This is a genomic window from Streptomyces sp. NPDC031365 (assembly GCF_055569765.1).
Genome location: NZ_JBVIIM010000005.1, coordinates 205,846 through 227,812 on the forward strand (window position 1 = coordinate 205,846; position 21,967 = coordinate 227,812).

The following is a 21,967-nucleotide window of genomic DNA, read 5'->3' on the forward strand; positions in this document are numbered from 1 at the left end:
GACGCTCGACCGCCCCGCAAGCCGGCTCGCTGCCTGCGGCCTGCCGGAGGCCCCTCGGCAGCGCGGGGCTCGCGAGCGAGGCGGGGCCAAGGCGCCGACTTCGGCCCGCCCAAGCCGAAGTCCAAGTCACGCGCCCCTGCGCACTTGCGTGCGCCGCTCGTCCCTTCTGTACGGTCCAGCCGATGGCGAACCGCCCTCGCACACCGTGAAGGAGAGTTGTTGAAGCCGACCGAGGAAGTGCTCCAGGACCTGACCCAGTCCTCGAACGTCTCCGTCCACTCCGACGACGCGCTCGTCGGGAAGGTGAAGGCCGCCATCACGGCGGACGACGAGAAGCGGAAGGAGAACGAGGACCATCCGCTCCGCCGGAAGCCCGCCCTCGTCCCGATCCTGCCGATCGAGCTGCCCCGGCAGTTCGAAGTGACCCTCTGGGACGTGCTCCACACCCTCGCCCGGGCCACTGCCCTGTCGTGGCGCGGTGCGGGCCGAGGGTTGGCGGAGCACTGGGGCGCACTCAAGTACACCCAGGCCCTGGCCGGCGGTCGTGACTCCTTCCTCGGCCTCACCGACGAAGGCCACCGCATCGCGGACCACTACAAGTCGCTGCAGTCCAGCGAGCTCGGCATCGGCTTCGCGCTCACGCTCGCCGAGCACATGCTGCACAGCCGTTTCCCCGACCATTCGGTGACGATCGTCCCCGCAGATACGGCGTTACGCGCGGGCTGGGCCCTCACCGGCAGGGACAAGGGCGAGAACGTGAAGTACCGCTATCGTCCCCAGTACTTCGCCGAGGTGTGGCGGCCGGGCGAGCCGTCCCTTGCCATCCCCCTCGCCTGCAAGGGCAACCACAGCGACTCCGCCACCTCCGCCGAGCAACTGGCCTCCGCCTCGGCCCACGCCGAAGCGGTCCACATCGGCGCATGGAACGAGACCCCCGGCCTGCTGTTCAGCGCACAACTCCCGACGGACGGCAGCAGGATGACCGTCCACGCCCTCCAGGCGCCGGGCAGTGGCGGTCGGCTGTCCCCGGCAGAGGGCCGGGAAGCGAACCGGAACGCCCCGCCGTTCCAGGCGAACGTGATGCCGGACATCCACCCGCCGGCCGAGGGCCTGGTGGCACCGGAGCCCGTACGGGGCTGCCACGTGCAGCCGAAGGACTACGCCTGGTTCCAGGAGTCCCTGGCCCACACCACCGCGGCGGGCCTCATGGCCTTCACCGGCTCCGGCCACGCCACCGCCCGCCACCTGACCGACCGGCAGGGCCGCAAACGCTACACCGGTCTCGAACACGCTGCCAGCATGAGCATCCAGGACGCCGCCCACACCCTCTTCGGCAACGAGTACGTCGGCACCGACCACGTCTTCCGCCTCAACGGCCCCCGCGTCGAGGCGTTCTCCGGCGTGGACGAGGGGGTCTTCCGACTCCTCGCCAGGGGCGACATCGAGGAGTACCGCGCCCTCGTCCACGCGAGCCGCCACGTCCGCCCCCGCCTCACCTTCGACAAGGACTGGGGCGGTCCGGTCTCCGTCCACGCCGACGGCTCCGTCTTCGCCCTGCGGCTGCTGCCGGGGCAGAACGAGGAACCCTGCGCGTCCTCGTCTCGCTGACGCACCGCTAGGACGACAGTTCCGTCCGGACGGCCTCTGGGCGGACGACCAAACCACATGACGGCCAGCAGCGTGGGCCTCGACTCGCGGTGACGGTGTAGGCGCGGGCGATGCAGAACATGGCCTTGCTCACCCGCCCCGAAGGACGGCAGCGGATCCAGCCGGAAGCCTTCCGACCAATTCTTCAAGGTGGCCGTTACCGAGTTCGACCGTCGAGGCCCGGACTTGACCTGGGAGTGGGAGCGGGATGGGTGTTTGACCGTTACCGCAGCCCGGTTTCGCCGTGAGTCCACTGCGGGGTATCGCGCGGCCGCCATGCACATCCGTCGTGCAGGGCAGCCACCCACCGTGGACGAATCCGGGTTGGAACCTGCTGGCCACACCGCATCCTCTCGTTGCAACGGCGGTAGAGGGGATGGACGCGATGACCGCCTCTCAGGCGTTCTCGTCATGGATCCGTGCACCCAGATCCTCCGCCCACTCCAGCGCCCACGCCTTGAGTTCTTCGATCTGCCGGGAGGTGAGCCCGTACGCGGTGTAGTCCTCATCCTCGTACCAGTCCGCGCCGATCAGCCGGTCCCGGAGGTCTTCGAGGCTGAACTCGTCATGGGCGCGACGGCGGCCCAGGGATTCGAGGTCGGCGGTGGAGCGGTGGCGGGAGGCAGCCTGGACGTCGATGAGGTCGCGGACGGTGCCGCGGTCGGCGAGGGCACGGACCTTGGTGCCGATCACGTCGTCGAGGGAAAGAACGGGGCCGTAGGGGGTCTGGGCAGGCGGAGCCCAGAACGCCTCCTTGAGGACGTCGACCTCGCACTCCTCGCCGGTGTCCGGATCGGTGACGAGGAACCGGCCGCTGAGCGGATCGGTCTGGACGTGCGTGGTCCGCCATCCGCGCGCGCTGAGGCCTGCTGTGAGTGAGGCGACGATCTCCTGCATCGGAGCGGGGTTCTCGGTGGCGACGTCGAGGTCACGGCTGAAGCGTTCGACCAGGCCGTGGGCCTGCACGGCGTATCCGCCGGTGAGGACCAGAGGGTAGGGCGAGCCGAGGTCGAGGATGTCGGCGAGGAGACGCTCGTGGAGCGGAGTGAGCTTCACGCGGCGGTCGTGTCGGCCGGAGCGGTGCGGAGCAGCTCGGGGAAGGCGTCCTCCCAGACCTCGCGGATGTAGGGACTGATCAAACGCCGCAGCACGGGCCACTGCTCGGCGAGCAGCCGGTGGTGCAGGAGGGCCACCAGGTCCTCACTCTGTCCTTCGGCGAGGACGGTCCGGTAGAGCGTCATGCGGGACTTCGGACGGTCCAGGCTGTAGCTGGTCCGCCCGGACCAGACGATGTGGAGCGGCAGGTCCACGTCGCCCTCGACGGGGCCGGCCAGCTCCTGCAAGCGCTCGGGCAGTCGGCTGCGGTAGCGGTCCCGCAGCACCTCGGCGCGGGGGGCGGTGATCGTCGCGTCCATGCATCCAGTATCGCTGCTGGGAGGCGGCGGCATGGCGGATAGGGGGCCCCTGTCGTACGTACGGGTCGGGCGGCCGCCCGCCCTTCACTCGGACATCTGACCCCGTGGGCGCTTAGCGCAACATCGCCTACCCGCGCCGGCCCCCAGGTGGCGCGGCAACCGGCGGCCCTGCAGACCCGGAACCAGCCCCGATCGTGGGCGCGGGCGATCATGACGCAGCAGGTCACGCGGAGGGCCGCCGCGGTGGGTCCGGCTGCGGCCTGGTGGGAGCCAGAGACCTGCCGAGGCCACCCGTCATGGCGGCCACCCGTCAGCAAGCTGGGACGCTCCCGCGCCCGATGCTGACCGTTTGCTGACCTCAGCGGGGCCATCAAGCCTCTGACCTGCAAAAGCACCCAAATGCTAGATCTTGGACTTGAATACTGTACGAAGTACGAAAAAACTCCCGATTCGTCTGCTCCCTGCCTGTCCGTGCAGGTCAAGGGCGTTGTTCCGAGACTACCTCGATGGGCATGTCCGGTCAGCCGTCGCCGGGTGTTCGAGGACTCACACTGATCAGTTGCTGACCTTTCTGACGCGCGCGAGGAAGATACGCACCGCGTCACGGGAGTCCTGTTGTGCTTTTCGGTCCAGTCGATGTCGACTGCCTGAAGGAACGCCTCGACCGGCTGGGCACCGGACGCGATGCACTGCACTGCCCCTCGAAGGGGGGAGGCGAAATGCCGATGGTGCCGAGCCGCCTCGCGCGGACAGAGGAGCAGGGCGGTCAGGGGCCGGTTCGCCGGCTCCTCCTCGGCCGAACCGATCAGGCACTGGCGGAACCAGCGGTGTCCGACCAGACAGCGGTCCTGGAAGAGCACCCGGTGCGGGAACTGCTCGTGCTCCTCGAATGCTTCCCTCGGCATGACCAGCAAGTCGGCTCGGTGGCCGCGGAGTCGGTCGGCGAAGTCGTCGCCGGTCGGGAAGATGTTCAGCCGGAGACAACGCGCCCCCACGACGGTGTTTGGAACGACTCGGCATCCGCCGCCGCCTGCCCGAACGCCGGCGCGTCCCGTCCGATCCCACTGGCTGGACGGACCCCACGCCCGGCCGGCCCCCATCAAGATCTTCAGCAGTCTTCTATGCGCCCCCGCCCGGGGCGATCAGACCCGTCTCGTAGGCGAAGACTACGGCCTGGACGCGATCGCGCAGATCCAGCTTGGACAGGATGCGGCCGACGTGGCTCTTGACCGTGGTCGGGCTCAGGAAGAGCCGGGAGGCCAATTCGGCGTTGCTGAGGCCGGTGGCAAGCAGGCGGAGCACCTCCAGTTCACGCGGGGTCAGGCCGGAGAGGTCGCGGTGCGGTGCGACGGTCTGGGGTTCGTCGGGCACGGCGAAGCGTTCGATCAGCCGACGGGTGATCGTGGGCGCGAGGAGGGCGTCACCGGACTGCACCATATGCAAGGCGGACACCAGGCGTTCAGGGGTGACGTCCTTGAGCAGGAAGCCGCTGGCGCCGGCCGTGAGCGCGGCATAGACGTACTGGTCGAGGTCGTACGTGGTGAGGATGATGACCCGGGTCTCCGACGGCCCGTCACCGCCGAGGATGCGCCGGGTGGCCTCGATGCCGTCCATCACCGGCATCCGGATGTCCATGAGGACGACGTCGGGCCGTGTGCGGCGCACCGCTGCGACGGCCTCGGCCCCGTCAGCAGCCTCGGCCGCCACCTCGATGCCGTCCGCCGCCAGGATCATCTTGAAACCGGTGCGCACGAGGGCCTGGTCGTCGGCGATGACGGCGCGCAGCGGCGGCCGGTCCCCGGTCATGCCGCGCTCCGCGGGATGCGGGCGGTGACCCGGTAGCCGCCGTCCGGGGTCGGACCGGCCGTCAGTTCCCCTCCGTACACGGCCAGCCGCTCCCGCAGCCCCATGTGGCCGCGACCGTTGCTCTCCACCGGCGGGGCGTCCTTCACACCTCCTGTGTCCGTGACCTCGATCTCCAGGCAGTCGTCGGTGTATCCGACGGCGACGGACGCCTCCGCGCCGCGTGCGTGCTTGATCGTGTTGGTCAGTGCCTCCTGCACAACCCGGTACGCCGCGAGGTCCACCCCCGACGGCAACGGTTCCGACGGCAGCGACACCCCGACGCTCACGGGCGTCCCGGCGGCCCGTACCCGGGCGACCAGCGCGTCGAGCTGCGCCAGCCCCGGCTGCGGCTCCAGGCCGTCGGGCCTCTCATGGTCCGGAGCCGCCAACAGGCCCATCACATGCCGCAGTTCGGCCATGGCGGCCCTGCCGCCTGCCTCGACGGCCAACAACGCCTCCTTGGACTGCTCGGGCACTACGTCCATCACTTTGCGGGCCGCGCCCGCCTGGATCACCATCACGCTGACATTGTGGGTCACGACGTCGTGCAGTTCGGCGGCAATGCGCGCACGCTCCTCCGCGACAGCCCGGCGCATGGCCTCTTCCTGGGCCTGCTGCAACTCGGTGACCCGGTCCCGGCTGGACGCCAGTCTCAGTTGCAGGAACCGGACGAGGCTGGCCAGCATCCCGGCCACCAGCAGCACGAATCCCGGGCTGGACCAGCCCGGGAGCAGGGGATCGGCGTTACGGAACGCGTAACCCGAGAGCGCGGCGGCCACCACCAGGACGGCGATCGCCAGTATCCGGTAACGGCTGTACACGATGGCGCTGTAGGCGCCGACGACACAGGCCAGAACGGTGGTCCAGGATGCGGAGCCGCCAATGGCCAGCGCCGCGCCCAGCACCGTCACGAACGTGGCCAGCGGGAACCGGCGCCTCAGTCCGAGCGGCAGTGTCGACAGGATGACCATGGCCCAGGGGACGGGCGGAGCGTCTTCCTCCGCGGGCGCCTGATCGGGGCCGGGCGAGGGCGGCGCCGGCACGCCGGTGCCGACGTCGATCTTGGGGGGGTTCACATCCACCGGCCCGCTACCGGGGTACCGAACCGCCACGTACAGAGCCACGGCGGTCAGCACGACCGCCAGCACCACGTCCAGGCGCAGCGCCTGCTTCGACTGCGGGGCGGACTTCGCCTCGGGGCGCAGCGCGTCGATGAGCTGACGGCGACGGTCTTGCGTCTCCATCCGTCCATTGTGAGGCGCTCGCTGCCCGCTCCGCGTCCACCTGTCTGATCAGGGCATTGCCTTCGAGGTCTACTCCTCAGGTAGGACTCCCTGGCCGGATCATCCGCTGGGAGGGTCCGATGTTGGTTCCGCGGCCGACGCGCCGCGCGGGTGGCAGCCTCTAGGTTCGCGGGGTCGGCAACGGCATGTGTCTCTCGCGATCATAAGGACGGACAACCCGCATGAATCAAGTGATCGGGCTGGAAGGTGTGGCGAAGCGCTACGACACCGCCGGTGCGTCGGCGCTCGGACCGCTCACCCTCAGCGTCGCCAAGGGTGAGGCTCTTGCCGTGACGGGTCCTTCCGGCAGCGGCAAGTCCACGCTGTTGAACCTCATCGCCGGCCTGGACAAGCCGACCGAGGGCTCCGTGCTCGTCGCGGGGCGGCGGATCGACCAGTTGAGCGAACACGCCCTCGCCACATTCCGTCGCGAGTACATCGGCATCGCGTTCCAGTTCTTCAATCTCCTGGACGACCTCACCGTCATCGACAACATCCAGCTCCCGGCCCAGCTGACCGGGACGAGTCGGCGCGCGGCCGCGGCCCGCGCGGGTGAGCTCATGGAGATGCTGGGCATCCAGAAGCACGCACGCGCCTACCCGGGCCGGCTGTCCGGAGGTGAGCGCCAACGGGTCGGTGTCGCCCGGGCGTTGATCAACCGCCCCGTGTTGCTGCTGGCCGACGAGCCCACGGGTGCGCTCGACTCCGCCTCGGGCGCGGAAGTCCGCAAGCTGCTGACCGACCTGCACCGCGATGGCCAGACCATCGTGCTCGTGACGCACGACCTGGCGCTGGCGGAGGCGTGTGCGAGCCGCACGATCCACCTGGTGGACGGTCACCTCGCCCTCGACACCTACGCGCAGGCCGTCCGATGAGCCTGTTCGGTAACGGCGCGCTGGGCCGGGTCGTACGCTCCGGGGTTGGCCGGCGGCGAGTGCAGACCCTGGTGATCGCCGTGGCCACGATGATGGCCGTGGCCTCGGCCGTGGTGGCCGGGGCCCTGATGGTCGCCGCGGCCGCTCCCTTCGAGGACGCCTTCAAGAAGCAGCAGGGCGCGCACATCACCGCGCAGTTCGATCCGGCCAAGGCGAGTGCGGCGCAGTTGGAGCGCACCAAGAAGCTGGCCGGCGTCACGGCGAGCGCGGGGCCGTTCGTGGCCACGGCATTCCGCCCGGTGGACCAGTCGGGTTTCCGGATGCCGACGCTGACCGTGGTCGGGCGGTCCACAGCGGACGCCGACGTCGACCGCGTGGAACTGAAGTCCGGCCGGTGGGCGCAGAAGCCCGGCGAGATCGTGATCGACGCGTCCTTCCAGGGCCCCTCCGCCGACATCGGCTCGACCTTTAGGGCGTCGGACTCTCCGAACGCCCCGACCCTGTCTGTCGTCGGGTTCGCCGTGTCGGTCGGCAAGTCCGCCGACGCATGGGCGACCTCGGCGCAGGTCGATGCCCTGGCGGCGCTGGGCAACCCCCTCACGACCCAGATGCTCTACCGCTTGGACTCCGCGAGCACGAAGCAGCAGATCCTCGCCGGCCGGGCGAAGCTCGCCTCCTCCGTGGACTCCGGAGCACTGCTGGGTACGCAGTCCTGGCTGGACACCAAGCACGCCGCGGACCAGGGCGCGGCGGCGACCGTCCCGTTCGTGATGGCCTTCGGCGTGCTCGGCATCGTCATGTCGGTGATCATCGTCAGCAGCGTGATCAGCGGTGCGGTCGGCACCAGTCTGCGCAGGATCGGCATCCTCAAGGCCATCGGTTTCACTCCCCGCGAGGTCGTCCGCGCCTATGTGGCGCAAGCGCTGATCCCGGCCACGGTCGGCATCGTTCTGGGTGTCGTGCTGGGCAACCTGTTGGCGGTGCCGCTGCTGGCGGACACCGGGTCGGTGTACGGCAACGTCTCACTGTCGGTGGCCTGGTGGGTGGACGTCGCGGTACCGGCCGCCGCACTGGTCGTCGTGGGGCTCGCGGCGCTGATTCCCGCACGGCGCGCCGGACGGCTGAACACGGTCGAGGCCATCGCGGTCGGCCGGGCGCCGCGCCCGGGGCGCGGGCAGTGGGCGCACCGGGCCATGGGACGGCTGCCGCTGCCCCGGCCGGTGACGTATGGGCTCGCCACTCCCTTCACGCATCCGGTGCGTGCCCTCGCGATGCTGCTCGCGGTGGCGTTCGGCACGGTCGCGGCGACCTTCGCGCTGGGACTGACCTCGTCCCTCAACGAGGTCGGCACGTCGCAGGATCCCGAGAGCCGTGCCGCGGTCACGGTCACGACGGTCAAGCTGAACACCATCGCTCCCCCGCCTCCACCGCCTCCCGCGGGGGGTGAAGCCGCGGCGAGCCCGTCTCCCGTCGCCCCCAGCCCGGCCGGCACGTCCAAGCCCAAGGTGGCCGACCCGGCGAAGGTGCGGGCCGCTGTCACGTCCGAGGCGGGGCTGAAGTCGTACTACGGCAAGCTCCAGACGGAGGTCGCCGTGGCCGGGGTCTCCGGCGGGGTGGAGGCCAGCCTCTACGAAGGCGACTCGCGCTCCGGCAGCTACGAGATGCTCTCGGGGCACTGGATCACCGGGAAGGGCCAGGTCGTCGTGCCCACGCGTTTCCTGGAGCGGACCAGCACCAAGGTCGGCGACACGGTGCGGATGACGTTCGAGAAGGAGAGCGCCGACCTGCGGATCGTCGGCGAGTCCTTCGACACCTCCGGCAATGAGCTGGAGGTGCACACGGACATGGCCAACTTCCCATCGGCGCAGCCCGAGACGTTCCTTGTCGACGTGAAGTTTGGTGTCTCGGCCGACGAGTTCGCCCGGAAGCTCGCGTCGGTGGTGCAGCCGATGGGTGGTGACGCCACGACCGTCGTGGAGTCGGAGCAGAGCGGTGTCATCCTCATCATGGACGCGATGGCAGTATTGCTCACCCTCATACTGATCGCCGTGGCCGGTCTCGGCGTGCTCAACTCCGTCGTCCTGGACACCCGCGAACGCGTCCACGACCTGGGCGTGTGCAAGGCGATCGGCATGTCGCCGCGGCAGACGGTGAGCCTCGTGCTCGCCTCGGTGTCCGCGATCGGCGTGGTCGGCGGGCTGCTGGGCGTGCCGGCGGGGTACCTGCTGCACGGCGTCGTCCTGCCGGTGATGGGGCGCGCGGTGGGCACCGGTATGCCGTCGCCGGTCCTCGATGTGTACGGGCCTGTCGAGCTGCTCCTGCTGGGGCTGGGCGGCGTGGTGCTGGCGATGCTGGGCGCGATGATCCCGGCCGGGTGGGCGGCCAGGACCCGCACGGCCACGGCCCTGCGCACCGAGTGACGCCGAACACGACAGAAACAGCGCATGAGGACAGCCCGGCCCAGGAAGGGCCGGGCATGCGAGTTCGCACAGGCAGTCGGGGACGCCTCTTCAGATGCCGGTCCGGCACCACAGGAGTGCTCCCGATCCCGGCCGTCACGGTAGGGGTCGCACCATGGCGCCGGGGCTGGGGTCTCCTGCCGGAGGCGCGGTCACGGAGGCTTCCTCGGCCTGCGATCGGGCACCGCCGCCGGGCCCGGGTCTGCGCTTGACCCGGGGAACCCGCAAGGGCGCCCCGACCGGAGACGCGGAGGGCGACATGCGCTGGACGAGGTCCCGGCCGCAACTCCGCCGAGTCACGGCCAGAAGCTCCGTCCACTGCAAGAACGCCGGTGCTACCAGGACGACTTGGTGACCCCGGGAAGGAAGCCGGCATGGGCTTGCTCGCGCATACGGACACGCGAGAGGCCGAACTTCCGCAGATGGCCTCGCGGCCGCCCGTCCACGCTGTCCCGGTTGCGCACCCGGGTCGCACTGGCGTCGCGGGGCTGGCGCCGCAGTTCCACCACTGCGGCCCGGCGTTCGGCATCGGTGGAGGACGGTCGGCGGATGGTCTCCTTCAGCTCCGTCCGTCGGGCCGCGTACCGCTCCACGGTCGCCTTGCGCTTCTCGTTCTGGGCGACCTTGCTCTTCTTGGCCATCAGATCTTCACTCCCCGGGCGCGGATGCGGGCCACGGCGGCCTCGATGCCGATGCCGTCGACGGTCTTGATCGCCTTCGCGCTAAGCGTCAGCCGAACGTACCGGCCCTCACTCGCCAGCCAGTAGCGCTTGCGCTGGACGTTCGGGTCGAAGCGGCGCGAGGTGCGCCGGTGCGAGTGGGAGATGGTGTTGCCGAATCCCGGCTGAGCGCCGGTCAGTTGGCAGTGTGCGGACAAGGTCTTACCTACCCTTCACGGGACGGCAGTTGTTGGTAATGGAAATCATTGCCATATAGTACCCGCATGGCCCGCAACGAAGTACGCCCGATCATCAAGCTCCGTTCCACCGCGGGGACCGGCTTCACGTACGTCACCCGCAAGAACCGTCGCAACGATCCCGACCGCATGGTCCTGCGCAAGTACGACCCCGTCGCCCGACGCCACGTCGACTTCCGCGAGGAACGCTGACCCCGCACGCCCTTAACCACTGATCCGCCCTGACCCCGAGGAACGCCACCATGAAGCCTGGCATCCACCCCGCGTACGGTCCCGTCGTCTTCCGTGACCGGGCCGCGAACTACGCCTTCCTCACGCGCTCCACCATGACCAGCGACAAGACGGTCGACTGGGAGGACGGCAACACCTACCCGGTGGTCGACGTCGAGATCTCGAACGTGAGCCACCCCTTCTACACAGGAACCGCCCGGGTCCTGGACACCGCGGGCCGGGTCGAGCGGTTCGAGCGCCGCTACGGCCGACGCGGAGCGAACTGATGCGGGACGCGAGCCGTCTGCCGGTGCTGATCGTCGGCGGGCTCCACTCCGAGGCCCGCCGGACGGTCGTGGAGGGCCTGCTGCGGACGGTCCCCGGCAGTGTCGTCCTCCATCACGACCTGTCCACGGCGGCGGAAGGCACCGTCCTGCGCCAGGTGCGCGACGCGTCGGGCGAGTTGTCCCGCGGCGATGCCCCGCTGGTCAACGACTGCGCGTGCTGTGCGCTGCGCGAAGACCTGGTTCCCGAACTGGAGCGGCTGGCCGATGGCGGCGTGACGCGGCTCGCCGTCGTCGAGCTGTGGGACTCCGTCGAGCCCAAGGCCATGGCCGAAGCCGTCGTCGCCCACGGCGCGGACAAGGTCCGTCTCACCAACGTGATCACGGCGGTCGACCCGGCCCTCGTGCTCCCCTGCCTCGGAAACGGCGACGATCTCGCAGAGGCAGGTCTCGCGGCTGCAGCGACCGACCAGCGCACTGTCGGCGACACCTGGGCCAGGCAACTGGAGTACGCCCCTGTCCTCGCCGTCGTGGAGAGCGAGGACGCCGACGACGAGGACCGAGCGCTCCTCACCCAACTCCACCCCACCGCCCGCCAGGTGAACGCCGGTTCTGCGGAACTCGCCAGGCTGGCCTTCTCCGGCTTCGACGTGGAGGCGGCTGCCGCCGCCCAGCACCCGGCCTGCGCCCTGCTCCCGCAAGACGCGGACGAAGCCGGAGTCACCACGTTCGTCTGGCACCGCCACCGTCCGTTCCACCCGGAACGCCTCTACCAGGCGTTGGAGGAGCTCTGTTGCGCCGCCGCCCGCAGCCGCGGGCGGTTCTGGCTCGCCGACCGCCCCGACACCCTGCTCGCCTGGGACGCCGCCGGCGGAGCCCTGTGTGTGGAGAGCGCCGGCCCTTGGCTGGCGTCCCTGCCCGACGCCGCCTGGGACCTGGTTCCGCCCGTACGCCGGGCCGCGGCCGCGCTGGACTGGCACGCCGAGCACGGTGACCGCTGCCAGCACCTCGTCTTCACCTCGCCCGGACTCGATCGCGACGGGCTCACACGGCTGCTCGACCCCTGCTTGCTCACCGACGCCGAGTACGCCGCGGGACCCGAGGCATGGAAGCACCTGCCGGCCGCGTTCGACTCCCTCCTCGACCCCGTCGCCCAGGCCTGAGCCGCGCCCCGGCCCAGGCCCCACACCCACCCGAGAAGGAGCATCCATGGCCCCGCGCCAAGGCCCCCGCACACCACTGACGTCCCGCCCCAACCCGCTGAACGCGGCCGGCATCACCTACCTCGACTACAAGGACACCGATCTGCTGCGGACGTTCATCTCCGATCGCGGCAAGATCCGCAGCCGCCGGGTCACCCGCGTCACCGTCCAGCAGCAGCGGCAGCTCGCCAGGGCAATCAAGAATGCCCGCGAGATGGCACTGCTCCCCCACTCGGGCCGGTAGGGCCCCGGCCCGGGCGGATCCGCTGGGAGACAGGCGCTGGCATCCACGGAGCTTCCTCCTGAGCTGCGCGCTGATCTGCCGGCGACTGCCGAACTCAGCCGTCGACCGCCAACTCTTCTGAAGGGTGCGGGTGACGCCGCGATGACCGCAGTCGTCAGCACCCAGCCGGAGGCGACCAGCAGGGGGGCCAGCCACTGGAGACTGTCGTTCGACCAGTACCAGGCCGTGCGCAGCCGTACCGTGCCGTTCGCGGTGAATCCCTCGGAGAACGTGAGCGACGAGGCCATGGCGTTGTCGAGGGTGAGGGCCACGCCGCGTGGGCCGGATCCTCCCAGCCGGGCGCCCTGCATGGCCAGGGTGCCCGGCAACCGCGCGCCCATCAGTCGGACTTCACCCTGTGCGACGAACCCGTTCCGGCAGAAGATGCCCCCTTGCATGGCCAGGCCACCGGCCGACAGCGCCCATTCGTCGGGTGCGATCAACCGGGCCCGTTGAGGAGCAGCCCGCCACTCGCCCGGGCGTCGGTGAGCGACAGGGCGGTGCTCACGCGGTTGAAGGGCGTGGGGGCACCGCCCTCCACCACGGAGCGTCGCAGGGAGAAATTGCCCTCGATGCGGGCCGAATCGGCCTCGATGCCGGGTATCCGGCTGTCCGTGAACACAAGGGTCTGCGTCGACGCACCGAGGAGATTCACCGCTTCCTCGAACCAGCACGCCTCCAGCCAGAGGGCATGGGCGATCTGCGCGCCGGCCAGGTCGAGGAGTCCGGAGATCCGCGCCCCGGTGAGCCTCAGACGCGCCACCGCACCCGGCTGCCCGGTGTTCACGCCCAGCAGCAACGCGGCGATCACCGCTGCCCGTACCGTCCGCCCGGGTCCCCACCGACCGCCTTCGGCGACCCGGTCCTCCTCCGCCGTACCCCTACGCAGGTCCACCCTGCGCCCTTCGGGGAACGCGTCGTCGTGCAGTAGTGATCTTCCTTCGTACCCGCCCGGCCTCCCCACCGCACCCGGATCGGGGGGAGACCGTGCGGTCAGGAGTGCCGAGCCCCACCGGTCCGCTGTTCAGGGCGAGTTGCCGTACTCAGGAGGGGGTGGCGGTGAGGATGCGGTTGAGCGCGCTGCCGGGACGGCTCGTGAGGTCCTCCCAGGTCCCCTCTTCCGTGATGCGGCCCTCCTCGAGAACGGCGATGCGGTCGGCACGGCGGATGGTGGCCAGGCGGTGTGCGATGACGATCGTCGTGCGGCCCTCCTCCTTGAGCGCGGTGGCGAGTTCGGCGTCGCCGGTGTTGTCCAGGTGGGCGGTGGACTCGTCCAGGATGAGGACCCGCGGCCGGACCAGCAGTGCGCGGGCCAGGGCGATGCGGGCCCGCTGGCCCCCCGAGAGCGTGGCGCCCCGCTCGCCGACGGGGGTGTCCATCGGAACGATCCGGTCGACGCCGCACAGCCGCGCCGCCACGGCCAGCGCCCGGTCGTCGGCCTCGGGTGCGGCGAGGCGCAGGTTCTCTGCGAGGGTGCCGTGGAAGAGGGGCGTGTCCTGTCCCACCAACACCACCGCACGCCGCAGTTCCGTGTCACTCAGCTCCCGCACGTCCACGGGGTCGGTATGGGCGGGCACCAGTTGGACGGCGCCTGCGGAAGGGTCCCAGAACCGGGCCAGCAGGTGGGCGCAGGTCGACTTGCCGGCACCCGAGACGCCGACCAGGGCGAGTGTCCGCCCCGGAGGGACCGTCAGCTCGACGCCGTCAAGGACGGGCCGTCCGCCGTAGTCGAACCGCAGCCCGTGCAGCCGGACGCCCAGCGGTCCGGGTGGCAGGGCGCGGGGGGCTGCGGGCGGCGGGGCGAGAGCCGGGGCCCTGACGGCCGCGTCGACGCGGGAGGCGGCGGCACGCAGCGCCACGGCCTGGCTGAGGGCGCGGGCCGATTCCGCGACCGGGCCGAGGACGGACAGGGACAGGGCCATCGCCGCCGGCGCCCACGCGCCGTGCAGCCGCCCGGAGGTCACCGACTGTGCCGCCGCCGCGACCACGCCGAGGACGGCGGCCACGATGAGGAGGTCACGGACCGCGGCCGCGACGGCCTCCCAGGTGGCCTCGGCGCGTTGGGCATCGCCCACCTGCCGCCCCCGCTCGGCGAGCTTGCGGCGGTGCTCCGCCAGGGCGCCGAAGGCGAGCAGTTCGCGCAGCCCGTCGACGGCCTCCACGGCGTCGGCCGACAGCTTCGCCATGGCGGTGCGGGTACGGGTGCCGCGCGCGGCGCGGGCGCGTGCGTCGGCGAAGGGGGCCGCGGCGAGCAGGGCCGCGACCGGGACCACGGCCGTCAGCAGCCACGGCTCGACCGAGGCGAGGACCATGGAACCGCCGGTGAAGACCGTGCCGGACGCCAGCAGTTGGGCTGTCGTATGGGCGTAGAAGAATTCCAGTGCCTCCACGTCGGCCAGGGCGGTGGCGGCGAGGTCGCCGCTGCGCCGGCCCGCGACCCTGGCGGGCGCACTGCGGGCGAGTCCGTCGAAGACGCGCACCCGCAGAGCGGCCAGTACCCGGTAGGCCAGGTCGTGCGAGAGGTCCATCTCCCGCCAGGTCGCCAGGGCGCGTACGAGGACGAGGGCCACCAGCGCGGTGACGGTGGCGGATGAGGGGGCGTGCCCTTCGATGACGGCGGTGCCCACGGTGTGTGCGGCGAGGGTCAGCAGCGCGACGAGGGAGCCCTGTTCGAGGAACGCGACGGCGCAGGTGCGGGCCGTCATGGAGCGGTGCTCGGCGAGGGCGGGGAGGAGGGCGCGCAGCGCGCCCCGCGCGGGTGTGTCCGCAGCGGTGGTGGTGACGGGGGTGCTCATGCGGCGCGTTCTCCCCGGTGGGCGTTTCCGGCCTCGACGAGCCGCGCGTAGACGCCGCCGGCGCCGACCATGTCGGCATGCTCGCCGACGGCGTCCACCCGTCCCTCGTCGAGGACGACGATGCGGTCGGCGTGCCGGACGGCGTCCAGCCGGTGTGCGACCACCAGGACGGTCCGGCCGCCGGCGGCGTTCAGCAGTTCCCGGACGATGTCCGCCTCGCGGCGTTCGTCGACGGCGCTCGTGGCCTCGTCGAGGACGAGCACCGGGGCCTCCGCCAGCAGGGCCCGCGCGAGGGCGAGCCGCTGGCGCTGCCCGCCCGAGAGGGTGGCGCCGCGCTCACCGAGGACGGTGGCGTAGCCGTCGGGGAGGGCGGCTATCTCGTCGTGGACGCCGGCGACACGGGTCGCACGGGTGAGGTCGTCGTCCGTGGCGTCCGGCCGGGCCAGGCGCAGGTTGTCGGCGATGGTGGCGTGGAAGAGGTACGTCTCCTGGGAGACGACGGCGATGCCCTGGCGCAGCGAGTCGAGCGCGTACACGGTCGTGGGGCGTCCGTCGAGGGTGATCCGGCCCGCCTGCGGGTCGTGGTGGCGCAGCAGCAGGGCCAGCAGCGTGGACTTGCCGGCGCCGGACGGGCCGACGATCGCGGTCGTCCGTCCCGCCTCGGCGGTGAAGGAGACGCCGTCCAGCGCGGGCGCCGGCGCTCCGGCGTAGGTGAAGAGGACGTCGTGGAAGCGCAGTTCGGGCGGTTCCTGCCAGTACGCGGGTGCCGTTCCGGTGTCGGGGACGGCCGGCTCGGCGGTGCGCAGGGCCGCGAGACCGTCCGCGGCCGACGCCCCCAGGTATCCGGCGTGCCACTCGCGGGCCAGGTCGCGGACCGGCCGGAAGCACTCGGAGGCCAGCAGCAGCATCAGGTAGGTGCCGGTCGCCGTGGTGGATCCGGTGACGGCGGACCAGCACGCCAGGAGCGCGGCGGCGGCGGTGCCGCCCTGGATGGCCAGGTCGGTGATGCCGGTGTCGACCAGGGACACCCGCAGTTTGGCGACGGTCGCCCGGTGCAGCGCCGCGGACCGCTCCTCCAGGCGTGCGCGGGTGCGCCCGACAGCGCCGGCGGCGCGCAGGGCGGGCATGCCCTGCAGGGCCTCCAGGTAGTCGGCGCCCAGCCCTTCGTAGGTGTCCCAGTGCTCCTTGCCGCGGGCGGCGAGGAGCCGGTCCCAGGCGCGCGGCCCGGCCAGTGCGAGGAGCAGCGCGGGGACGAGGCCGAGGAGGGCCCGCGGTTCGACCACGGCGAGGGCGGTCAGGACGAGGGGCGGCACCGTGAGGGTGATCAGGAGCTGGGGCAGGTAGCGGGAGACGTAGGCGTCGACGCCCTCCACCCCGTCGACGAGAGTGGTGCGGACGGCTCCGGCCCGTGCGGTGGTCAGGTGAGCGGGCCCCAGCCGGCCCAGGCGGGCCAGGAGTTCGTCCCGCAGGCCCACCCTGACCCGGGCCCCGGCACGGGTGGCGGTGCGCCGCTGCCACACGGCGAGCCCGGCGCGCGCGGCGACGACGGCGAGCACCCCGGCGAGCAGCCACGGGAGCCGTCCGGTATCACCGCGGGCCAGGCCGGCGAGCACGAGGGCCAGCAGTGCGGCCTGCGCCAGGTGAGTGAGGGTAACGGCGCCCTGCAGGAGGGTGGCCGCCAGGAGGGGGCGCCGTGCGCGCCCCGCGGCGCGGCGCAGTTCGGGGTGGACGATCACGTGGGGTACTCCTCGTCGGCGTGACGGGTGCCAAGGGCCAGTGCGTGGACGACCCAGTCCCGGTCCGGCGCGGCTCCGAGGGCGGCGCCCAGGTCCGCCTGCTGCCAGGAGCCGACGGGCCGGGCCGCCAGCCCGTGGCGCCGGGCGGTGACATGCGCCAGGTGGACGGCGAAGCCGGCCCGCAGGTGGGCGCGGCGAATGTGCGCGGCGTCGGCGTCCGGGGGGCAGCCGTGGGCGAGCAGGACGGCGCCCGCGTCCGCGATCCACGCCTGGCCCGCGGCCCAGGCCGCGAGCGTCGGACGGGCCTCCCCCGCCGCGTACCGCCGCAGGGCCGTGCCGTCGGGTGCCAGTGCCATGAGGCCGGGCCGTGGCGGGCCGACCACGGCGCACCAGCGCAACGGGCCTCCGGCGCAGGCCCGTTCGGCGGTGGCCAGGACTGCCCGCAGTGCGTCGTGGGAGGGGACGCCCGGCAACGGCGGTGGGGTACTGCGGCGCGCCAGCAGTTCGGCCGGGGTGGGCGTACCCGCGGGCGGTTCCGGGACGCGGGGGCCGTCTGCCGGGTGCGTCGGGCTCCGCCCTTCGGGCGGCGGGATGCGCACGACGGCCAGGGGGTCCTCGGCCAGTCCGTCCAGCCGTGCCTCGGGCTCGCCCGTGCCCAGGACGCGGGCCGCCAGGAACAGCGCCGCGGCGGCGTGCCCGGTGTCCAGCAGCAGAAGGGGCCAGGCTCGGTGGCCGTAGTGGGAGACCGTGCGCCGTGCGGTGACGTCGAGTTCGGCGGTCACGCCCGGCGGCGTGTCGTCGGGGGGCGGGCCGACGTGGTGGACGCGGTGGCGCAGGGGGTCGTAGCCGTAGCGGCCGGGCGGCAGGGAGCAGTCGGCGCCCACGACCAGTTCGGCGTCCACCGGGTGCAGCGCGCCCGCGGAGGGCGCGGGCCTGAGGCGTCCGGAGGCGTCAGAGGCCGCCAGGGACAGACGCAGCAGGGCATGCAGGTCGAGGGCCGCGGGGGCGGCCTGCGGAATCGGAAGCGGCGGCCCCGGCCAAGACCGGACGGCCGTTCCGGCGGGCGCGTCGGGGCCGGGACGCTCCGGGGAGCGGGCGCGGGCGAGGGCGGCGACGAGGTCCACCGGGCGGTTCTCACGGAGGTCTTCCACGGCGGTCCTCACATGTGCGGCGGAGGCGCCAGCGTGAGGTCCTCCGGCGTGCTCGGCGCGGTCGTGCGCCATCCGCGCGCGACGGCGGCGTCGGCGAGGCGGGGGCAGCCGAAGTAGCCGAACGCGGCGGGGGCGTTGGGCAGGAGTCCGGAGACGAGGACCCGGGCGACGCGCAGCGAGGTCTCGGCCACGTCCTCGGTGGTGAGGTCGAAGGTCATGACACGGTGACCGCCCGCGCGCAGCGTGCTCTCCAGCCGCTCCCGGCTGCCGGGCTCGACCGCGCCGACGGACACGGTGCCGAGCGCGGGCGCGGTGAAGCGCCGGGCCTCGGCCGCCATCCGTTCGTCCAGCCACACCTGCACGTGCGCCCCCAGGTCCCGCACGTGCTCGAACTGCTCGCCGCACACATCGAGGTAGCGGCCGTCGGCCCGGTGCTCCAGGTACAGGCCACGCGCCAGCAGTCCGGCCTCGACGGCCTGGAACACCCAGCCGCCGGGGTCGGTCAGGCCCTGGGTGAAGACCCAGGTGTGGACGGCTTCGAGGACGGCCTTGCGGGCGGCCTCGGCCGGGTCGTACTTGCAGGCGAACCCGGCGGCGTACAGACCGAGACGCGGGTCGTGGACGAGTGCGGCCATGCAGGGGGCGAACTCCGAGTGCATCTCGACGATGTGGACGTCCAGCGCGGAACCGGCCAGGTCGTCGGCGAGGCCGGGCACGCTCGCCGGGTCGATGCCCCGGGCCGGGCCGTCCAGATGCCACCACAGCTCCAGGGCGTCGCGTTCGACGGTCTCCAGCAGGCCGCGCTCGACGGCGTCGTCGAGGCCCTGTCCGGTGGCGATGCCCGCGTAGTTGAGGTGGTGGGTGCGGGGCAGTTCGCGCAGTGCGCCCTGGCGCCAGTTGAGGTGGGTGAGCGCGACGGGCGCCCAGACCTCCGTCGTCGGCCCGCCGGGCAGCCGCTCGGTGCCGCGCGTCCACAGGGCCGGCGTGTCGGGGGCGAAGGGGCGGTAGGGGAACTTCTCGCGTGCGTACTGCCAGTCGGCGTAGGCGGGCAGGTCTCCCGGGCCGTACGGACGCAGGCCCTTGTCCACCAGTTCCGCGGCGGTGGCGCGGACGGGGGTGTCGGGGTGGCCGGGGGGTGGTACGCGGTTGCCGCAGTACCGCTCCATCCCCTCGGCTATCGCGGCGACGCGGGCTTGCCCGGGGTCGCCGAAGGTCGTGCCGAGGGAGACCCGGTCGGCGGGCCACAGGCCGTGTCTGCGGGCGTCGGACACCTCGGCGGTGAGCGCGGTGTAGCGGGGTGGGGCGCCCGTGGGGTGTTCGACGGGCTTGACCTTGCGGACGATGCCGCAGACGGGGTCGACGAGTGCTTCCAGGGGCAGCGTCGTCATCGCAGGGTCTCCTCGGCGGGGTCGATGGGGGTGGGGCGGGACGGGAGCACGGGCAGGGTCAGCGCCACGCTGTCCGGGTCGACCTCCCGCCGGGAGGCGAGCAGCCGGCCGGCCGTCATCGGGTCGTCACCGGTGTGGGGGTTGCGGGCGTGGGCCGGGAAGTGGTGTCCGGCGATCTCCAGGCGCAGCCGCGTGCCGGCCGGCAGCCGGCGGGTGAGGCGGCCGAGGCCGAGGGTGAAGGCGGCCTCACGTCCGGCCGGTCCGGCGCGCCGGACGACGCCGACGGCGAGCCGTTCGGCGGTCCCTTCCGGCGTGAGGGCGACGAGCCGGGCGGCCCAGTCCGCGGACGGATGGTGAACGGTGGCCCGTAGGCGCACGCTCACGGGGCCGACCACGTCGAGCGGACGCGGCAGCGGCGGCGTGACCAGCAGGCAGCGGTCGGGCGGGCCGTCGGTGGGGACGGTGAGGTCGTCGGAGCGGACGGGCCGGCGGGGGTCGGCGGTGAAGGCGGAGCCGTACACCAGTCGTGTGCGTGGTGTGCGCGGTTCACCCTCGGTGCCGGCGGGCAGCCACAGGTCGGCTTCGCCCAGCCCTTGGGCGCCGTGGTGGCCGCGGGCGAGTGCACCGGTCAGGGCGCGGCGGGCCCAGCGCACGTACAGCTCGCCGAGGTTCAGCCGGTGGGCGGGGCGGGCGTCCGGACCGGGCGCGGTGACGAGGGAGTGCCCCCAGGGTCCGAGCAGCAGCCGGGCCGAAGGTCCGCCCCAGTCGCGCCACAGCGCGACCGTGTCCTCGGTGAAGTGGTCGTGGTGGCCGCCCACCGCGAGCAGGGGCACGCCGGCCCGTGCGGCCCTCGCCACGAGGCGGCCCCGGTCACGGTGCCGCCACAGGTCCGCCCAGGAGGGCAGGCCGCGGCCCAGCCGTTCGGGGAGGCCGGCGAGCGGCAGGTGGGTGAGCAGTCCGGGATCGGCGGCGAGGGCCTTGTCGAGCGCGCTCTCGTCGGAGTCCCGCCGGTCACCGTGGGCGGCCCACCATCCGGCCCGGGACAGCAGCCGCTCCACGCCGGACGCCTCGCGCGCCGTCTCCGCCGGGCCGAGGGCGGGCACGGCCGCGATGACGGCGTCGGGCCGGGTGTCCTCGGGCACGTCGAGGGCGAGGACGAGGGCGCAGTGGGCCGCGTAGGAAGCGCCGACGGCCACCAGCCGGCCGTCGCTCCACGGCTGCCGCCGGATCCAGCGGACGGTCGCCGCTCCGTCGGCGGCCTCGTTCGCGTACGGGCGCCACTCCCCCGGCGACGCGAACCGGCCGCGCACGTCCTGGACGACGGCGGCGAACCCGCGGCGGGCCCAGCCACGCGTCTCGGCCCCATGCCGGGTCCGGTCGTAGGGGGTGCGCAGCAGGACGGCCGGGAAGGGGCCGTCACCGGCCGGGAGCCGGACGTCGGTGGCCAGTCCCCCCACCACCGTGCTGAACGCCGTCATCGGTCCCTCTTCGGCATCGCCGCGACGTGGGGCACCGGGAGGACGGGGTGCTCGGTGACGGTCAGCGTACGCAGGTCCACCCGTCGGAGGCGGCGCCGCGCCGGGAGTCCGGCCGACGCGGGGGCGCCGGTGGCCCACCGGCTGAGATCGTCCGCGAGCAGCGCCGTGAGCAGCGCGGCGGCGGGCGGGGAGAGGCTGACCGGTGTGCCGGAGGTACGAGGTCCGCTCCAGTAGGCGGCCAGTTCGCGGTGAGCGGGCGTGGCGGCGAGCCGACGGGACCGGACGTGCGCCGACGTGACGTCTCCGGGAGCGGCGGCCACCGGCTCGACGTACGCCTGCCAGCCCTCGCGGTGGCAGCGCAGCCACGCGACGCCGTACTCGGGCAACCGGTCGGCGGCGTCCCACCAGCCGTCGGGTACGGGCCCGTCCAGGCACCACACGACCGCGCAGGGGTTGCCGTCGAGCAGGTCCTCGATGCCCATCGGTGATCCGTCGGATGCGGTCACCGCCGACGTCGTGCGCGGCCGCGCGCCCAGGGCGACCAGGTGCGCGGCGAGCGGCTCGGTCAGCACCGGGTCGCCGAGGATCAAAACGTCCCGGCGAGCGGCGGGCCACAGCGAGGGCCGGGGCTCTTCCGTCAGATAGCCGGCCTCCTCGAACGCCCGCGCCAGGCGCTCCAGTTCCTCGTCCACCGGGGCTGTGGTCCCGCCCGTGAGCAGGGAGAGCAGGACGTCCTCGTTCGCGTCGACTGTCCGCACGGCGAAGAACTCTCCTCCCGGGGTACGGACGGCGAGTCCCCGCCCGGGCACGGCGACGACCTCAACACCGGGGACTAGTCGGTTGCGGGACACGGCGTTCCTCCTGTCAACGGGACCTGGGACGGGCGTGGGGGGGGGGGGGGGGGGGGGGGGGGGGGGGGGGGGGGGGGGGGGGGGGGGGGGGGGGGGGGGTTGTCTGTGGCCTTGGGGTGTTCCGCTAGTCTTGTTGGGTGGGGGGGGGA

20 protein-coding genes are annotated in these 21,967 nt (G+C 72.6%); 7 read left to right on the top strand and 13 right to left on the bottom strand.

Annotated features, from left to right (window positions below):
* Positions 1–219: 219 nt before the first annotated feature.
* Positions 220–1,608, top strand: coding sequence for a hypothetical protein (locus ACZ5C2_RS11025; RefSeq protein ID WP_468788937.1), 1,389 nt, complete (start codon positions 220–222; stop codon positions 1,606–1,608).
* A gap of 435 nt (positions 1,609–2,043) precedes the next feature.
* Here the strand turns inward: ACZ5C2_RS11025 and ACZ5C2_RS11030 are convergent, their stop codons facing one another.
* From ACZ5C2_RS11030 to ACZ5C2_RS11045, 4 genes are all read right to left on the bottom strand, one after another.
* Positions 2,044–2,703, bottom strand: a complete 660-nt coding sequence (locus ACZ5C2_RS11030) for a nucleotidyl transferase AbiEii/AbiGii toxin family protein (RefSeq protein ID WP_073759566.1) — start codon at positions 2,701–2,703, stop codon at positions 2,044–2,046.
* The gene (locus tag ACZ5C2_RS11035; RefSeq protein WP_386491576.1) at positions 2,700–3,062 is read right to left on the bottom strand and encodes a hypothetical protein; all 363 of its coding nucleotides are present in this window, start codon (positions 3,060–3,062) and stop codon (positions 2,700–2,702) included. The genes ACZ5C2_RS11030 and ACZ5C2_RS11035 overlap by 4 nt, the downstream gene beginning before the upstream one ends.
* Positions 3,063–4,181: 1,119 nt before the next feature.
* Entirely contained in the window at positions 4,182–4,868 is a 687-nt protein-coding gene (locus ACZ5C2_RS11040) for a response regulator (RefSeq protein ID WP_468788941.1), read from the bottom strand.
* Complete coding sequence (locus tag ACZ5C2_RS11045; protein ID WP_468788943.1) at positions 4,865–6,151, bottom strand: sensor histidine kinase; 1,287 nt, start codon at positions 6,149–6,151, stop codon at positions 4,865–4,867. Before ACZ5C2_RS11045 ends, ACZ5C2_RS11040 begins: the two co-directional genes overlap by 4 nt.
* A gap of 221 nt (positions 6,152–6,372) precedes the next feature.
* On the opposite strand from ACZ5C2_RS11045, the gene ACZ5C2_RS11050 reads away from it, so the two are divergent.
* Positions 6,373–7,065 carry an ABC transporter ATP-binding protein gene (locus ACZ5C2_RS11050; protein ID WP_468788945.1) on the top strand — a complete coding sequence of 231 codons (693 nt, stop codon included), beginning with the start codon at positions 6,373–6,375 and terminating at the stop codon, positions 7,063–7,065.
* Positions 7,062–9,485 carry an ABC transporter permease gene (locus tag ACZ5C2_RS11055; protein ID WP_468788947.1) on the top strand — a complete coding sequence of 808 codons (2,424 nt, stop codon included), beginning with the start codon at positions 7,062–7,064 and terminating at the stop codon, positions 9,483–9,485. The genes ACZ5C2_RS11050 and ACZ5C2_RS11055 overlap by 4 nt, the downstream gene beginning before the upstream one ends.
* A gap of 374 nt (positions 9,486–9,859) precedes the next feature.
* Here ACZ5C2_RS11055 and rpsN read toward each other — a convergent pair whose 3' ends face one another.
* Both rpsN and rpmB read right to left on the bottom strand, forming a co-directional pair.
* Complete coding sequence (rpsN, locus tag ACZ5C2_RS11060) at positions 9,860–10,165, bottom strand: 30S ribosomal protein S14 (RefSeq protein WP_468788949.1); 306 nt, start codon at positions 10,163–10,165, stop codon at positions 9,860–9,862.
* Entirely contained in the window at positions 10,165–10,401 is a 237-nt protein-coding gene (gene rpmB / locus ACZ5C2_RS11065; RefSeq protein WP_468788951.1) for a 50S ribosomal protein L28, read from the bottom strand. The genes rpsN and rpmB overlap by 1 nt, the downstream gene beginning before the upstream one ends.
* A 66-nt stretch (positions 10,402–10,467) precedes the next feature.
* On the opposite strand from rpmB, the gene rpmG reads away from it, so the two are divergent.
* The 4 genes from rpmG to rpsR are packed head-to-tail and all read left to right on the top strand — an operon-like array spanning position 10,468 to position 12,380.
* Complete coding sequence (gene rpmG, locus ACZ5C2_RS11070; protein WP_468788954.1) at positions 10,468–10,632, top strand: 50S ribosomal protein L33; 165 nt, start codon at positions 10,468–10,470, stop codon at positions 10,630–10,632.
* Between the two features lie 50 nt (positions 10,633–10,682).
* Positions 10,683–10,937: a type B 50S ribosomal protein L31 gene (locus tag ACZ5C2_RS11075; RefSeq protein WP_468788956.1), complete on the top strand. Its 255-nt coding sequence runs from the start codon at positions 10,683–10,685 to the stop codon at positions 10,935–10,937.
* Positions 10,937–12,097 carry a CobW family GTP-binding protein gene (locus tag ACZ5C2_RS11080; protein ID WP_468788958.1) on the top strand — a complete coding sequence of 387 codons (1,161 nt, stop codon included), beginning with the start codon at positions 10,937–10,939 and terminating at the stop codon, positions 12,095–12,097. The genes ACZ5C2_RS11075 and ACZ5C2_RS11080 overlap by 1 nt, the downstream gene beginning before the upstream one ends.
* 46 nt (positions 12,098–12,143) lie before the next feature.
* Positions 12,144–12,380 (top strand): 30S ribosomal protein S18, encoded by a 237-nt coding sequence (gene rpsR, locus ACZ5C2_RS11085; RefSeq protein ID WP_468788960.1) that lies wholly within the window; start codon positions 12,144–12,146, stop codon positions 12,378–12,380.
* A 478-nt stretch (positions 12,381–12,858) separates the two neighbouring features.
* On the opposite strand, the gene ACZ5C2_RS11090 is transcribed toward rpsR, so the two are convergent.
* The 7 genes from ACZ5C2_RS11090 to ACZ5C2_RS11120 form a co-directional block, all read right to left on the bottom strand.
* Positions 12,859–13,314 (bottom strand): hypothetical protein, encoded by a 456-nt coding sequence (locus ACZ5C2_RS11090; protein ID WP_468788962.1) that lies wholly within the window; start codon positions 13,312–13,314, stop codon positions 12,859–12,861.
* A gap of 148 nt (positions 13,315–13,462) precedes the next feature.
* Positions 13,463–15,214, bottom strand: a complete 1,752-nt coding sequence (locus ACZ5C2_RS11095; RefSeq protein WP_468788964.1) for an ABC transporter ATP-binding protein — start codon at positions 15,212–15,214, stop codon at positions 13,463–13,465.
* Positions 15,211–16,950 carry an ABC transporter ATP-binding protein/permease gene (locus ACZ5C2_RS11100; protein ID WP_468788966.1) on the bottom strand — a complete coding sequence of 580 codons (1,740 nt, stop codon included), beginning with the start codon at positions 16,948–16,950 and terminating at the stop codon, positions 15,211–15,213. Before ACZ5C2_RS11100 ends, ACZ5C2_RS11095 begins: the two co-directional genes overlap by 4 nt.
* Positions 16,947–18,101 (bottom strand): nitroreductase family protein, encoded by a 1,155-nt coding sequence (locus ACZ5C2_RS11105; RefSeq protein ID WP_468788968.1) that lies wholly within the window; start codon positions 18,099–18,101, stop codon positions 16,947–16,949. The genes ACZ5C2_RS11100 and ACZ5C2_RS11105 overlap by 4 nt, the downstream gene beginning before the upstream one ends.
* An 8-nt stretch (positions 18,102–18,109) precedes the next feature.
* Positions 18,110–19,489, bottom strand: coding sequence for a YcaO-like family protein (locus ACZ5C2_RS11110; protein WP_468788970.1), 1,380 nt, complete (start codon positions 19,487–19,489; stop codon positions 18,110–18,112).
* A complete protein-coding gene (locus tag ACZ5C2_RS11115; RefSeq protein WP_468788972.1) occupies positions 19,486–20,967 on the bottom strand; it encodes a CocE/NonD family hydrolase in 1,482 nt (493 codons plus the stop codon). Before ACZ5C2_RS11115 ends, ACZ5C2_RS11110 begins: the two co-directional genes overlap by 4 nt.
* Positions 20,964–21,818, bottom strand: coding sequence for a hypothetical protein (locus ACZ5C2_RS11120; RefSeq protein ID WP_468788974.1), 855 nt, complete (start codon positions 21,816–21,818; stop codon positions 20,964–20,966). Before ACZ5C2_RS11120 ends, ACZ5C2_RS11115 begins: the two co-directional genes overlap by 4 nt.
* Positions 21,819–21,967 lie beyond the last annotated feature (149 nt).

Bases quoted from the DNA above. Each gene is read 5' to 3' on its own strand.
- rpmG (WP_468788954.1), top strand. From the start codon at position 10,468: ATGGCCCGCAACGAAGTACGCCCGATCATCAAGCTCCGTTCCACCGCG.
- ACZ5C2_RS11110 (WP_468788970.1), bottom strand. From the start codon at position 19,489: ATGACGACGCTGCCCCTGGAAGCACTCGTCGACCCCGTCTGCGGCATC.
- ACZ5C2_RS11045 (WP_468788943.1), bottom strand. From the start codon at position 6,151: ATGGAGACGCAAGACCGTCGCCGTCAGCTCATCGACGCGCTGCGCCCC.
- ACZ5C2_RS11050 (WP_468788945.1), top strand. From the start codon at position 6,373: ATGAATCAAGTGATCGGGCTGGAAGGTGTGGCGAAGCGCTACGACACC.
- ACZ5C2_RS11095 (WP_468788964.1), bottom strand. From the start codon at position 15,214: ATGAGCACCCCCGTCACCACCACCGCTGCGGACACACCCGCGCGGGGC.
- ACZ5C2_RS11080 (WP_468788958.1), top strand. From the start codon at position 10,937: ATGCGGGACGCGAGCCGTCTGCCGGTGCTGATCGTCGGCGGGCTCCAC.
- rpsR (WP_468788960.1), top strand. From the start codon at position 12,144: ATGGCCCCGCGCCAAGGCCCCCGCACACCACTGACGTCCCGCCCCAAC.
- rpsN (WP_468788949.1), bottom strand. From the start codon at position 10,165: ATGGCCAAGAAGAGCAAGGTCGCCCAGAACGAGAAGCGCAAGGCGACC.
- ACZ5C2_RS11040 (WP_468788941.1), bottom strand. From the start codon at position 4,868: ATGACCGGGGACCGGCCGCCGCTGCGCGCCGTCATCGCCGACGACCAG.
- ACZ5C2_RS11115 (WP_468788972.1), bottom strand. From the start codon at position 20,967: ATGACGGCGTTCAGCACGGTGGTGGGGGGACTGGCCACCGACGTCCGG.
- ACZ5C2_RS11055 (WP_468788947.1), top strand. From the start codon at position 7,062: ATGAGCCTGTTCGGTAACGGCGCGCTGGGCCGGGTCGTACGCTCCGGG.
- ACZ5C2_RS11035 (WP_386491576.1), bottom strand. From the start codon at position 3,062: ATGGACGCGACGATCACCGCCCCCCGCGCCGAGGTGCTGCGGGACCGC.
- ACZ5C2_RS11075 (WP_468788956.1), top strand. From the start codon at position 10,683: ATGAAGCCTGGCATCCACCCCGCGTACGGTCCCGTCGTCTTCCGTGAC.